Source organism: Stutzerimonas stutzeri, from assembly GCF_024448955.1.
GTDB lineage: Bacteria > Pseudomonadota > Gammaproteobacteria > Pseudomonadales > Pseudomonadaceae > Stutzerimonas > Stutzerimonas stutzeri_AQ.
Window position 1 is genome coordinate 40,871 of record NZ_JAMOIH010000023.1, and the last position, 12,772, is coordinate 53,642.

The 12,772-nt window shown below is 60.2% G+C and carries 13 protein-coding genes; 11 read left to right on the top strand and 2 right to left on the bottom strand.

Annotation, left to right across the window (positions count from 1 at the left end):
* Positions 1-9 precede the first annotated feature (9 nt).
* From NA645_RS19515 to NA645_RS19530, 4 genes are all read left to right on the top strand, one after another.
* Positions 10-234, top strand: coding sequence for a DUF2061 domain-containing protein (locus tag NA645_RS19515; RefSeq protein WP_256050325.1), 225 nt, complete (start codon positions 10-12; stop codon positions 232-234).
* A gap of 260 nt (positions 235-494) precedes the next feature.
* On the top strand, positions 495-1,787 hold the full coding sequence (locus tag NA645_RS19520; protein ID WP_256050326.1) for a serine/threonine protein kinase: 1,293 nt from the start codon (positions 495-497) through the stop codon (positions 1,785-1,787).
* A complete protein-coding gene (locus NA645_RS19525) occupies positions 1,753-2,550 on the top strand; it encodes an MlaA family lipoprotein (protein ID WP_423836588.1) in 798 nt (265 codons plus the stop codon). Before NA645_RS19520 ends, NA645_RS19525 begins: the two co-directional genes overlap by 35 nt.
* A 90-nt stretch (positions 2,551-2,640) precedes the next feature.
* Entirely contained in the window at positions 2,641-3,486 is an 846-nt protein-coding gene (locus NA645_RS19530; RefSeq protein ID WP_256050327.1) for a pirin family protein, read from the top strand.
* On the opposite strand, the gene NA645_RS19535 is transcribed toward NA645_RS19530, so the two are convergent.
* Entirely contained in the window at positions 3,476-4,426 is a 951-nt protein-coding gene (locus NA645_RS19535) for a lipid A biosynthesis lauroyl acyltransferase (protein ID WP_256050337.1), read from the bottom strand. The genes NA645_RS19530 and NA645_RS19535 overlap by 11 nt on opposite strands.
* A 189-nt stretch (positions 4,427-4,615) precedes the next feature.
* Here NA645_RS19535 and minC point away from each other — a divergent pair, with 189 nt between their 5' ends.
* The 6 genes from minC (at position 4,616) to NA645_RS19565 (ending at position 9,284) form a co-directional block, all read left to right on the top strand.
* On the top strand, positions 4,616-5,347 hold the full coding sequence (gene minC / locus NA645_RS19540; RefSeq protein WP_256050328.1) for a septum site-determining protein MinC: 732 nt from the start codon (positions 4,616-4,618) through the stop codon (positions 5,345-5,347).
* Positions 5,348-5,438: 91 nt separating this feature from the next.
* A complete protein-coding gene (minD, locus tag NA645_RS19545) occupies positions 5,439-6,254 on the top strand; it encodes a septum site-determining protein MinD (protein ID WP_131650377.1) in 816 nt (271 codons plus the stop codon).
* Positions 6,251-6,508, top strand: coding sequence for a cell division topological specificity factor MinE (gene minE / locus NA645_RS19550; protein ID WP_131650376.1), 258 nt, complete (start codon positions 6,251-6,253; stop codon positions 6,506-6,508). Before minD ends, minE begins: the two co-directional genes overlap by 4 nt.
* Before the next feature lie 198 nt (positions 6,509-6,706).
* Entirely contained in the window at positions 6,707-7,342 is a 636-nt protein-coding gene (locus NA645_RS19555; RefSeq protein WP_256050330.1) for an RluA family pseudouridine synthase, read from the top strand.
* On the top strand, positions 7,342-7,914 hold the full coding sequence (locus NA645_RS19560; protein WP_256050331.1) for a class I SAM-dependent methyltransferase: 573 nt from the start codon (positions 7,342-7,344) through the stop codon (positions 7,912-7,914). The genes NA645_RS19555 and NA645_RS19560 overlap by 1 nt, the downstream gene beginning before the upstream one ends.
* 80 nt (positions 7,915-7,994) lie before the next feature.
* Complete coding sequence (locus NA645_RS19565; protein ID WP_256050332.1) at positions 7,995-9,284, top strand: M18 family aminopeptidase; 1,290 nt, start codon at positions 7,995-7,997, stop codon at positions 9,282-9,284.
* Positions 9,285-9,320: 36 nt separating this feature from the next.
* On the opposite strand, the gene NA645_RS19570 is transcribed toward NA645_RS19565, so the two are convergent.
* Positions 9,321-10,283 (bottom strand): NAD(P)H-quinone oxidoreductase, encoded by a 963-nt coding sequence (locus tag NA645_RS19570; protein ID WP_256050333.1) that lies wholly within the window; start codon positions 10,281-10,283, stop codon positions 9,321-9,323.
* 286 nt (positions 10,284-10,569) lie between these two features.
* Between NA645_RS19570 and NA645_RS19575 the strand changes: the two genes are divergently transcribed.
* A complete protein-coding gene (locus tag NA645_RS19575) occupies positions 10,570-12,666 on the top strand; it encodes a carboxy terminal-processing peptidase (protein ID WP_256050334.1) in 2,097 nt (698 codons plus the stop codon).
* The last annotated feature ends 106 nt before the right edge of the window (positions 12,667-12,772 follow it).

Below are 12,772 nucleotides of genomic sequence, written 5' to 3' on the forward strand. Positions count from 1 at the left end.
AGACCTACCATGACCAAGACCGTAACCTTCACCCTGATGCACTTCTGTATTGCCTTCGCGGTGACCTATGCCTTGACCGGTAGTCTCGCTGCGGGCGGTCTGGTGGCAGCCATCGAACCCATCTGCAATTCGGTCGGCTTCTACTTCCACGAGAAAATCTGGCAGCGTCTGGAAAAGCGCCAGGCGCCTCGTGAGCCGATCCCCGCTCACGCCTGGTTGCATCATCAAGCCTGACAGATGCACTAGCCACTCGCCCGATCCGAGCCGTTTGCATCGGCTCGCCTATCCCATAAGCTCTCCATACGCAGCAAAGAAGCCTGCAACCAGCCGGCTTGCTTGTGGTCAATGGCTAACGCGCCATGCCTTTCGCGGCGTCCCATTGTCGGGAGAGATGACGGCAGCATGCGCCTGCGGCTTAATCTGGCAACCTCGAAGACCGATCCCCCAATGCTGAAGTTTGCCGGCCACCAAGCCAGCTAAGGAGAGCTCCCTACATGCGATTGCTGCTGTGCTTGATCGCGCTGCTCACGTTGGTCGTCGCGCCTGTCCAGGCTGCGGATATCAGCGTTGAGGCGTATGGCTACCCCTTGAGCAACCCCTTCGAAGCGACCATCGCCACGACCCCCGTGGAGCTGCGCGCCGAAGTACCCAGCGATGACGACATTGATCAGGCTGACTATCGCCTGCGTCTGCGTCCCGAACGGGAATTCATCCTTCCCGAAAATTTCTGGGCAGTGACACGGCTGACCTACCGCTTGGCGCGGCAACCTGGCCCTGCCCCGCTGATGTTCATCATCTCGGGCACCGGCGCGAGCTACGCGGCGGCGAAAGCCGAGTCGCTGAAGCGACTGTTCTACGGGGCCGGCTATCACGTGGTGCAACTGTCTTCGCCAACCAGCTTCGACTTCATCGCCGCCGCCTCACGTTACGCCACCCCAGGTTACAGCCCTGACGATGCCAAAGACATGTATCGAGTCATGCAAGCCGTCCGTGCGCAACAGCACGACCTGCCTGTCACCGAGTTCCATCTCACCGGCTACAGCCTCGGCGCGCTCAACGCAGCCTTTGTCAGCAAGCTCGATGAGACGCGGCAGAGCTTCAACTTCAAGCGGGTTCTGATGCTCAACCCGCCGGTCAATCTCTACACCTCGATTAACAATCTGGACAAGCTGGTGCAAACCCAGGTCGAGGCGATCGACAGCACCACCACGTTTTACCAAGTCATTTTGGAAAAGCTCGCCCGCTACTATCGGCAAAAAGGCGCGATCAACCTCGATGAGGCTTTGCTGTTCGATTTCCAGCAGTCATCCCTGCGGCTGACTGACGAGCAAATGGCGATGCTGGTCGGCTCGGCGTTCCGTTTCTCGGCTGCCGATATCGTCTTCACATCCGATCTGATCAACCGCCGAGGGCTGATCGTACCGCCCGGCTACCCGATCGACGAGGGCACCAGCCTCGAGCCGTTCTTCCGCCGCGCCCTGCTCTGCGACTTCGATTGCTACATGACCGAACAACTCATCCCCATGTGGCGAGCCCAGCAGGATGGCGGAAGCCTGACGCAACTGGTGCAACAGGTCAGCCTGTATGCGCTGGAAGATTATCTGCGCGACAGCCCGAAGATCGGCGTCATGCACAACGCTGACGACATCATTCTGGGTGCCGGCGATCTGGGCTTCCTGCGCCGGACGTTCGGCGAGCGCATGACGCTGTATCCGCGCGGCGGCCATTGCGGCAATCTCGATTACCGGGTCAATGCTCAAGACATGCTGGAGTTCTTCCGTGGCTAGATGTCATTTGTTTGCATTGCTGTTCTTGGCCAGCGGCATCGCCCATGCACAGACGCCGATCCCCGACGAGGACGGCTTCACTCATCCGCTGAGCAATCTGAAATTCAATCCCGGGCTGGATCAGCGTGAGTTCGAGCGCGCAACCTTCGACGCGCTGGATATCCACGATCCCTGGGAATCGCTGAACCGGCGCATGTACTACTTCAACTACCGCCTGGATCAGTGGGTGATGCTTCCGGCGGTGCGCGGCTACCGCTATGTCACGCCTCGGATCGTGCGCACCGGCGTGAGCAACTTTTTCAGCAATCTCGGCGAGATTCCGACGCTGTTCAACAGCGTGGCGCAGCTCAAGGGCCAGCGGGCGATGAGCACCACGGCGCGCTTGCTGTTCAACACTATCATTGGCGTTGGCGGCATCTGGGACCCGGCGACCCGTATGGGCCTGCCGCGCTACAACGAGGATTTCGGCCAGACGCTCGGCTTTTATGGCGTTCCGCATGGGCCTTACCTGATCCTGCCCGCGCTCGGGCCTTCCAATCTCCGAGACACCGCCGGGCAGGTGATGGACTTCGGCGTGGAGCGCCAAGTCGACTATCTCGACTATGCCGAAGCCAGCGGCGGCGAATTCGGCGTTACCGCGCTACGGCTGATCGACATCCGCCACACCACCAGCCTTCGCTACGGGCAGCTCAATTCGCCGTTCGAATATGAAAAGGTCCGCTACGTCTACACCCGAGCCCGGGAATTGCAGATTGGCGAGTGATCGAATCAACAGATAATAACCTCGGGAATTTCGCATCAATCAATCGCCTGGGTCGCAGTAATCTTCACTTAACCTTCTTGGAGATATGCCATGCCCATGCGCGAGATTCTTGAAATCAGCACCGGTCGCGCCACCTCCGATGGCGCCGGTGTCAGCCTGACCCGTTTGTTCGGCGGTGACGTAGCGGAGCGATTCGATCCGTTCTTGATGCTCGACGAGTTCGGCTCCGACAACCCGGACGAGTACATCGCCGGCTTCCCACCACACCCGCACCGCGGCTTCGAGACCGTGACCTATATGATCGAGGGCCGCATGCGCCACGAAGATCATCTTGGCAATGTCGGGCTGCTCGAAAACGGCGGCGTGCAATGGATGACTGCGGCACGCGGCGTGATCCACAGCGAAATGCCGCAACAGGAAGCAGGCTTGATGCGCGGCTTCCAGCTGTGGCTGAACCTGCCGGCGAAAAGCAAGATGGGCGACCCGGGTTATCGGGATTTCACGCCAGCAGAAGTCCCACGCGTCACCTTGCCCAGCGGCATCGAAGCAGTGGTCATCGCCGGACGGTTCCAAGCCGACGGGGTGGATCAGCCAGGCGCCGTGCAACGACCGGATACCGAACCGCAACTGTTCGATCTGCATCTGCCCGCCGGCAGCCAACTCAATCCGCAGCTGGTCGATGGCCACCGGCTGATCCTGTACGTATACGAAGGAGAGATTGAAGTCGCCGGGAAGCGCTTGAGCAAGAATCAGCTGGCCAGGCTCTCCGACCAGGGCGTACTGCAACTAAGATCCGGCACTGGCGCGCAAGTGCTGCTACTGGCCGGCCAACCGATTGGCGAGCCGATCGTCCAGTACGGCCCGTTCGTAATGAACAGTCGCGAGGAAATCGAGCAGGCCCTGCGCGACTTCCGCGATGGCATTCTTACGGAGTGATCGGCTTCTTCGGCAGCTTGCGGTAAAGACTTGGCTCACCCTCTGGACGCGTCTTGAAGCGGCGGTGGGCCCACAGATATTGCTCGGGATGCTGCCGCACCGCGCCCTCCACCCACTCGTTGATGCGCCGGCAATCGGCCTCCTCGCTTTCACCCGGGAAATCAACCAGCGGTGGGTGAATGACCAATCTGTAGCCAGAGCCATCGGCGAGCCGCGTCTGCGTATACGGCACGACGCGTGCCTTGCCCAGGCGGGCGAACTTGGTAGTAGCCGTCACGGTTGCGGCGTTGATGCCGAACCAGGGGACGAACAGGCTCTGTTTGCGACCGTAATCCTGATCCGGCGCATACCAGATCGCTCGACCGGCGCGCAGCACCTTGAGCATCGCGCGTACGTCCTCACGCTCAATGGCGCTAGCGTCGAGATTGTGCCGCTCCCGCCCGCGTCGCTGGACGAAATCGAACACCGCATTCTTGTGCTCGCGATACATGCCATCGATGGTGTGACGCTGACTCAGCAAGGCCGCACCGATTTCCAGCGTAGTGAAATGCAGCGCCATCAGAATCACGCCCTGCCCCTCGGCCTGGGCCTGCTGCAGGTGCTCGAGACCTTCGACATGCGCCAGCTTCTGCAGACGATCCTTGGGCCACCACCAGCTCATCGCCATTTCGAAGAAGGCGATACCGGTCGAGGCGAAGTTCTCGCGCAGCAGTCGCTCGCGCTGCTTGTCGTTCAGCTCGGGGAAACATAACTGCAGGTTGCGCCGAGCGATTTGTCGCCTGGAGCGAGCAACCCGGTACATCAATGCACCGAGGCCGCGCCCCAGAAGCAGCAGAACGCGGTAAGGCAGCTGCACCACCAACCACAGCAAAGCCAGTCCCAGCCACAGCAGCCAGAAACGCGGATGAAGAAAGGATGCGCGAAAACGAGGACGATCCATCGGCAAGCCCGAACCGGTAAAAGCGCGCATTCTAAGCCCTTGCAGCAAAAATTGCCGGAGCGGGGAATTGACCACAGCGGATTGGTCGCTCGGCTTGGCGTTGCTTTTTCTTGCCGCTGGCCGCTTGTGGCTTGCAGCTCAACGCCTCCCCCGCTATAAGTCCTCGCCATTTACCGCAGCAGGCAGACCATGAGCCAAGCCGACCTTTCCGACCAAGCCCCCGTGTTCCAGCTCAAGGGCAGCATGCTTGCCATTACCGTGCTGGAGTTGGCGCAGAACGACCTGGACCGCCTCGATCGTCAGTTGGCCGTGAAGGTCGAGCAGGCGCCCGATTTTTTCAATAACACGCCGCTGGTCCTCGCGCTGGACAAACTGCCCGCCGATTGCGATCTCGATCTTCCGGCCCTGATTGCTCTGTGCCGCAAGCACGGCCTGCGCACCCTGGCGCTGCGCGCCGGCGACCCACAGATCATCGAGGCGGCGGCCGCGCTCGACCTTCCCGTATTGCCACCGTCCGGTGCCAAGGAGCGCAAGCTGGACCTCGCCAGCAAAACGACGACGGCACCGGCCAAACCCGCCGAACCGACCTATCGTCCTACCCGCGTAATCACTACACCGATCCGCGGCGGCCAACAGGTCTATGCCCAAGGCGGCGATCTGATTGTGCTGGCGGCCGTCAGCCCGGGCGCGGAACTTCTCGCCGATGGAAACATCCATGTGTACGGTCCGTTGCGCGGGCGTGCCTTGGCCGGCATCAAGGGAGATACCGACGCACGCATTTTCTGTCAGCAGCTCGCTGCCGAAATGGTCTCCATCGCCGGGCATTACAAGGTCGCCGAAGACCTGCGACGCGACCCGTTGTGGACCGAAGCCGTACAGATGAAGCTATCCGGCGACGTGTTGAACATCACCCGCCTTTAACGGATACTGCCGCGAATTTTCAAGCACCAAAACGGGCGTACCGCGAGCCGAATTGGCTACGGTCCCGACTTCATATTTAGGGTGAATCACCTTGGCCAAGATCCTCGTAGTCACTTCCGGCAAGGGTGGCGTCGGTAAAACCACTTCCAGCGCCGCCATCGGTACCGGCCTCGCTCTGCGCGGCCACAAGACCGTCATCGTAGATTTCGACGTTGGCCTGCGTAACCTGGACCTGATCATGGGCTGCGAGCGCCGCGTGGTGTATGACTTCGTCAACGTCATTCAAGGCGACGCCACCCTCACCCAGGCCCTGATCAAGGACAAGCGCCTCGAGAACCTGTACGTGCTGGCCGCCAGCCAGACCCGTGACAAGGACGCCCTGACGCTCGAAGGCGTTGGCAAGGTGATCGATGAGCTGGCGAAGACCTTCGAATTCGTGATTTGCGACTCCCCGGCCGGCATCGAGAAAGGTGCTCACCTGGCAATGTATTACGCCGACGAGGCCATCGTCGTAACCAACCCGGAAGTCTCCTCGGTTCGTGACTCAGACCGCATGCTGGGCCTGCTGGCCAGCAAATCCCGTCGCGCCGAAAACGGCGAAGAGTCGATCAAGGAGCATCTGCTGCTGACTCGCTACAACCCCGAGCGTGTGGTCAAGGGCGAAATGCTTGGCGTCGAAGACGTCGAGGAAATCCTCTCGATCCGCCTACTGGGTGTCATTCCGGAATCCCAGGCGGTACTCAAGGCTTCCAACCAGGGCGTACCGGTCATCCTCGATGACCAGAGCGATGCGGGCCAGGCGTACAGCGACGCAGTGGATCGTCTGCTAGGTAAAGAAGTGAACCATCGCTTCCTCGACGTTAAAAAGCAGGGCTTCCTGCAACGATTGTTCGGAGGTCGCGAATGAACCTTCTCGACTTCTTTCGTGAGCGCAAGAAGAAGGAAACGCCCGCCAACATCGCCAAGGAACGCCTGCAGATCATCGTTGCGCATGAGCGCGGCCAGCGTACGCAACCGGACTATTTGCCCGCTCTACAGAAAGAGCTGGTCGAGGTGATTCGCAAGTACGTGAACATCGAAAGCGATCAGGTGCAGGTCGCACTGGAAGATCAGGGCAGCTGTTCGATCCTTGAATTGAACATTACCCTGCCGGATCGTTAAAAATCTGCCTGGATCTGCTGCGCGTCGGCCCTGCGGCGTTAAAAACAGGCTCGGAATGCTCATTTACAACAGTAAACTCCGCTTCCTCGCCTGTTTTTGCCTTGCATGGCTCTAGCTCGCGAGTTCCAGAATAGATTTTCAGTAACCTCTGACGGACGGCGACCCACGGGTCGCCGTCTTCGTTTATGGGAAACGCAGATGCCGTTAAGCAACATCCAGATTCTTCACCAGGACGCCGCTCTGTTGGTGATCAATAAACCCACCCTGCTACTCTCGGTACCCGGCCGCGCCGAGGATAACCGTGACTGCCTGGTGACCCGCCTGCAGGAAAATGGCTACCCCGAAGCGCGCATCGTGCATCGGCTGGACTGGGAAACCTCCGGCCTGATCGTGCTCGCCCGCGACGCCGACAGTCACCGCGAGTTGTCGCGCCAATTCCACGATCGCGAGACGGAAAAAGCCTACACCGCGCTGTGCTGGAGCGAACCGGAACAGGACAGCGGCAGTATCGACCTGCCCCTGCGATACGACCCGCCAACCAAGCCCCGGCACGTGGTCGATCATGAACAAGGCAAGCATGCATTGACCTACTGGCGCGTCCTGGAGCGCTGCGGTCACTACAGCCGCGTCGAACTGACCCCCATTACCGGCCGCTCCCACCAGTTGCGCGTGCATATGCTTTCCATCGGCCATCCGCTACTCGGCGACCGCCTCTATGCTCACGAACAGGCGTTGAACGCCCATGAACGACTGTGCCTGCATGCGAGCATGCTCGTGCTGACTCACCCGCAGAGTGGCGAGCGGATGCGCTTCGATTGCCCTGCGCCATTTTGATGACTCGCTTCATCGATGCAACCCGAGGCGCCCCAGCTCACCCGAGCCTGCATAAAGCACTCGACCTTTGGGCGCACAGTCCCGGCCTGGCGCTGGATCTAGGCTGCGGTGCCGGGCGCGATAGCTTGGCGTTGCTTCGTGCAGGCTGGAAGGTCGTCGCGCTCGATCGGGACCCAGAGGCATTGTGCGCTCTGCAGGAACAGGCAGCTGCGTATGCGCCCGGTGCGCTCACAGCACTGTGCCGGACATTCGAGGACGCCGCTCCGTTGCCGACAGTGGACTTCATAAATGCCAGTTTCGCACTGCCGTTCTGTCGACCAGAGGCATTTGCCGACTTCTGGATGCGAATCACCCAGGCGCTACGGCAAGGTGGTCTGTTCACCGGGCATTTTTTCGGACCTCAAGACGACTGGGCGGCGAAGGGCCTCAGCATCCACAGCCAAGACCAGCTCCGACGTCGGTTCGAACGCTGGGAGCTACTGGAACTTAATGAATTCGAATATGACGGAAAGACTGCGATAGGACGGGCCAAACACTGGCATATGTTTGAGGTCATTGCACGGCCCGGCTGAAACGTCGCGCTAAAGCGTCGAAGACTGCAGCCACTCCACCGATGGGATAGACTTTTCAGCCTTGCCGTCCGGAGCTACCCATGCGCAATGAACTCAACCAGGGTCTGATCGATTACCTCAAGGCCTCGCCAACGCCGTTTCACGCCACCCGCAGCCTTGCGTTAAGCCTTCAGGCGGCCGGCTACAAGGCGCTGGATGAAAGCGAAACCTGGCATACAGAGCCGGGTGGTCGCTATTACGTCACTCGTAACGACTCCGCGATCATCGCCTTCCAGCTCGGCACGAAATCCGCCATCGAATACGGCGCGCGCCTGGTTGGTGCTCATACCGACAGCCCCTGCCTGCGCGTCAAGCCGCAACCGGAGCTGCAGCGTCAGGGTTTCTGGCAGTTGGGGGTGGAAGTTTACGGCGGCGCCTTGTTGGCGCCCTGGTTCGACCGCGATCTGTCCCTGGCTGGCCGTGTCACCTATAGCCGCGACGGGAAGATCGAAAGCCAGCTGATTGATTTCAGGCTGCCCATCGCCGTGATCCCAAGCCTCGCCATTCACTTGAACCGGGACGCCAATCAAGGCTGGGCGATCAATCCGCAAAACGAACTTCCGCCGATTCTGGCGCAGATCGCCAGCGAAGACAGCCCGGATTTCCGCGCCTTGCTGGCAGATCAGCTCAGCCGCGAACACGGCCTGGTCGCCGATGTGGTGCTGGATTTCGAGCTGAGCTTCTACGATACCCAGGGCGCGGCGGTTATCGGCCTGAACGGCGAGTTCATCGCTGGCGCGCGGCTGGATAACCTGCTGTCCTGCTTCGCTGGTTTGCAAGCCCTGCTGCGGGCAGGCCCGGACGAAACCTGCGTACTGGTCTGTACCGATCACGAGGAGGTGGGCTCGGCCTCTATGTGCGGCGCCGATGGCCCGTTTCTGGAGCAGGTGCTGCGTCGTGTACTGCCCGAGGGAGAAGCATTCCAGCGCTGCATCAATCGCTCACTGCTGATCTCGGCAGACAACGCCCATGCGGTACATCCCAACTACATCGACAAGCACGACGGCAATCACGGGCCGAAACTCAATGCCGGCCCGGTAATCAAGGTCAACAGCAATCAGCGCTACGCCACCAGCAGCGAAACCGCCGGCTTCTTCCGGCATCTATGCCTGGAAAACGAGGTATCGGTACAGAGCTTCGTCACGCGCAGCGACATGGGTTGCGGCTCGACCATCGGCCCGATCACGGCCAGCCAGCTGGGCGTACGCACCGTGGACATCGGGCTGCCGACTTTTGGTATGCATTCGATCCGCGAACTGGCCGGCAGCCAGGACCTGGCGCATCTGGTCAAGGTGCTCAGCGCCTTTTATTCGAGCGCCGAGCTGCCCTGACTCGGAAGATCCAGGCGAGCGCCCGCCTGGATTCGATCACTCGATACTCTCGTCGATAACGAGCGCGACCTTGCCCGAGACTTGATTGCTAGCCAACGCAGCGAAGGCAGCTTCCACATCGCGGATCGGGAAGCTGCGCTCCAATCGCGGCGAGAGGGTTTTATCGGCGAACAACGACCAAACCCGGTCGTGCATGTCCGCGAGCAGCTCGGCCTTGTCATCGGCACTACGACTGCGCAGCGTCGAGCCAATCAGCTGGATGCGCTTGGCCAGCAAGCCGCCCAAATCCATCTCGGCCTTGCGACCGCCCATCATGCCAATGATCACCCAGCGCCCTTCCGTTGCAAGCAACTGAGTATTGAGTGCCACATACTTGGCGCCGACCGGATCAAGGATCACATTGAACGGACCGAAGTCACGAAGCGCTTCCAGCGACTCATTGCGCAGCACGCCGCCCTTCGCGCCCAACGACTCGCAGTAGGCCAGGCGTTCCGCCGAACCGACACTGACCCAGCACGGGCTGCCGAACGCCTTGCATAACTGGATGGCAGCCGACCCGACACCGCTTGCGCCAGCGTGAAGCAAGACTTTCTCGCCAGGTTGTAGCGCGCCCAGGCGGAACAGATTCAGCCACGCAGTAGCGTAGACTTCCGGAATCACGGCAGCTTCCGTCAGCGAAAGGCCTTGCGGCACCGGAAGCACGTGACGGGCATCGACAACTACTTCCTCAGCCATGCCGCCGCCAGCCAGCAAGGCGCAGACTCGGTCGCCTATATGATGAGAAACGCCGGGCCCTACCTCACTGATCACACCGGCACACTCCAACCCCAGGATATCGGTCACGCCCGGTGGCGGCGGATAATGCCCGGCACGCTGCAACAGATCGGCCCGATTCAGGCCGGCAGCCGCCACCCGAATCCTTACCTGCCCATCACCGCACACCGGAGCGGCGCGCTCCACCCACTCGACCTGCCCCTCGACGCCTTGCAATGCCTTCATGCTGCCTCCATAGTGCTTAACACCTGCGCCCGCTCAACCGTTACTTGCCGGCGATGCAGGCCGCTGATAATTGCTGCATCAGACCATATGGCTATCCCTTACCACGAATTGCCGATTCGGTATGGCGTGGCGCCGGGGTTAGCCTGCCGGCTGATGCGATCTCTGTCGCGGCGTGTTAGCCGCCAGGTATCATCGGGCTGTTGTTATTCCGTCGGGCGGATGCCGCTCGACGCCTGATTGATGGCCTAATATGCGTTATTACCCAGCCTCGCGTCGCCCCTTCGAAATGAAACGATCATTGACCGCCGGTTTTCTAGCCTTGCTGCTAGGCCTTCAGGCCAACACCGCCCTGGCCAAGCCAGCCGACGGAAATGACTGGGATTACTTGCAGCCCGACCGTGACCAAGTGATCGCCAGCCTCAACGTGGTAGAACTGCTCAAGCGCCATCATTACAACAAACCCCCGCTTAACGACGCCCGCTCGGCAAAAATCTTCGACAGCTACATCGCAATGCTCGATCCGTCGCGCAGTTATTTCACTGCGGGAGATCTTGCCGAGTTCGAGGGCTGGCGCAATCAATTCGACGACTTCCTCAAGAACGGCAATCTCGAGCCCGGCTTCGCGATCTACAAGGTGCACCTTGAGCGCTTGCAGAGCCGGCTCGAATACGCGCGAGGCCTGCTGAGCGAAGGCGTGGACAGCTTCGATTTCACCCTCGACGAAGAGTTACTGGTCGACCGTGAAAATGCCGCCTGGCCCAAAGACGAAAAGGAACTGGACGATCTATGGCGCAAACGCGTCAAGGACGAGGTTCTGCGATTGAAGATCGCCGGCAAAGCGCCCAAAGCCATCGAGGAGTTGCTGACCAAACGCTACAAGAATCAGCTGGCGCGTCTGGAGCAGACCCGTGGCGAGGATGTATTCCAGACCTACATCAACGCGTTTGCCCAGTCCTATGATCCTCACACTCAGTACCTGTCGCCCGACAATGCGGAAAACTTCGACATCAACATGAGCCTTTCCCTGGAAGGCATCGGTGCCGTGCTGCAGAGCGACAACGAGCACGTCAAGGTCGTGCGCCTGGTCCCGGCTGGCCCCGCAGAGAAGAGCAAGCAGATCGTCCCTGCCGACAAGATCGTTGGTGTCGGCCAAGGCGACGAAGAAATGGTCGACGTCATCGGCTGGCGCCTCGACGAGGTAGTCAAGCTGATCCGCGGTCCGAAGGGTTCGGTTGTTCGCCTTGAAGTCATCCCGGCAAGCAACGCACCGAACGATCAAAGCAGCAAGATCGTCGCCATTACCCGTGAAGCAGTGAAGCTCGAAGAGCAGGCGGCGAAGAAATCGGTGCTCAATCTGGAGCAGGACGGCCGCAGCTACAAGCTCGGAATCATTGAGATTCCCGCTTTCTACCTTGATTTCAAGGCCCTGCGCGCCGGAGACAAGGATTACAAGAGCACCACCCGCGACGTGAAGAAGCTGCTGACGGAGCTGAAAGACGAAAACGTGGATGGCGTCGTCATCGATCTGCGCAATAACGGCGGTGGTTCGCTCCAGGAGGCGACGGAGCTGACGGGCCTATTCATCGATCAGGGCCCGACGGTGCTGGTACGCAACAGCGATGGGCGTGTCGACGTGCTTGCCGACGAGCAGCAAGGCGCGTTCTACAAAGGCCCCCTTGCCGTTCTGGTCAATCGGCTGTCAGCGTCGGCGTCGGAAATTTTCGCTGGCGCCATGCAGGATTATCATCGCGCTCTCATCGTCGGTGGCCAGACCTTCGGCAAGGGCACCGTGCAAACGGTCCAGCCTCTCAATCATGGAGAGCTGAAGCTGACGCTGGCCAAGTTCTATCGTGTCTCCGGCCAAAGCACCCAGCATCAGGGCGTGATCCCCGACATTTCTTATCCCGCCGAAGTCGACACCAAGGAAATCGGCGAAAGCGCCCTGCCCGAAGCACTGCCGTGGGACAGCATCCGCGCCGCGATCAATCCTGAGATCAATCCGTTCAAACCATTCCTCGCAGAACTCAAGGCACGCCACGAAGCACGCACGAACGAGCACCCTGATTTCGTTTTCACCCGTGATCGCCTCGCGCTCACACAGGAGCTCATGCACGAGACGAGTGTCAGCCTCAACGAGGAGAAGCGCCGGGCGCAGCAGGAAGGCATCGAGAAGCGGCAACTGGCGCTGGAAAATACGCTGCGCAAGGCCAAAGGCGAGGAGCCGCTGGCCAAACTCGAACGGGAAGATGAAACGATCCCGGTCATTGACGAGAAAAAGGTAAAGCCAGAGGACGATGCCTACCTTTCGGAAAGCGGCAGAATTCTGCTGGACTACCTCGGACTGCAGGACGCAATGGCTGGACATACCGCCGTAGAGCGATAGCCACTCAAGATGTCATTAAAATGACATCATCGAGTAGTGAAATACGAAGGTCGCCACTGTCAGACTGTGTGAAAACGTAGCGAGCGAAGGTTAGGCAAGGACTAGG

Bases quoted from the DNA above. Each gene is read 5' to 3' on its own strand.
- NA645_RS19515 (WP_256050325.1), top strand. From the start codon at position 10: ATGACCAAGACCGTAACCTTCACCCTGATGCACTTCTGTATTGCCTTC.
- NA645_RS19520 (WP_256050326.1), top strand. From the start codon at position 495: ATGCGATTGCTGCTGTGCTTGATCGCGCTGCTCACGTTGGTCGTCGCG.
- NA645_RS19525 (WP_423836588.1), top strand. From the start codon at position 1,753: ATGCTCAAGACATGCTGGAGTTCTTCCGTGGCTAGATGTCATTTGTTT.
- NA645_RS19530 (WP_256050327.1), top strand. From the start codon at position 2,641: ATGCCCATGCGCGAGATTCTTGAAATCAGCACCGGTCGCGCCACCTCC.
- NA645_RS19535 (WP_256050337.1), bottom strand. From the start codon at position 4,426: ATGGATCGTCCTCGTTTTCGCGCATCCTTTCTTCATCCGCGTTTCTGG.
- minC (WP_256050328.1), top strand. From the start codon at position 4,616: ATGAGCCAAGCCGACCTTTCCGACCAAGCCCCCGTGTTCCAGCTCAAG.
- minE (WP_131650376.1), top strand. From the start codon at position 6,251: ATGAACCTTCTCGACTTCTTTCGTGAGCGCAAGAAGAAGGAAACGCCC.
- NA645_RS19555 (WP_256050330.1), top strand. From the start codon at position 6,707: ATGCCGTTAAGCAACATCCAGATTCTTCACCAGGACGCCGCTCTGTTG.
- NA645_RS19560 (WP_256050331.1), top strand. From the start codon at position 7,342: ATGACTCGCTTCATCGATGCAACCCGAGGCGCCCCAGCTCACCCGAGC.
- NA645_RS19565 (WP_256050332.1), top strand. From the start codon at position 7,995: ATGCGCAATGAACTCAACCAGGGTCTGATCGATTACCTCAAGGCCTCG.
- NA645_RS19570 (WP_256050333.1), bottom strand. From the start codon at position 10,283: ATGAAGGCATTGCAAGGCGTCGAGGGGCAGGTCGAGTGGGTGGAGCGC.
- NA645_RS19575 (WP_256050334.1), top strand. From the start codon at position 10,570: ATGAAACGATCATTGACCGCCGGTTTTCTAGCCTTGCTGCTAGGCCTT.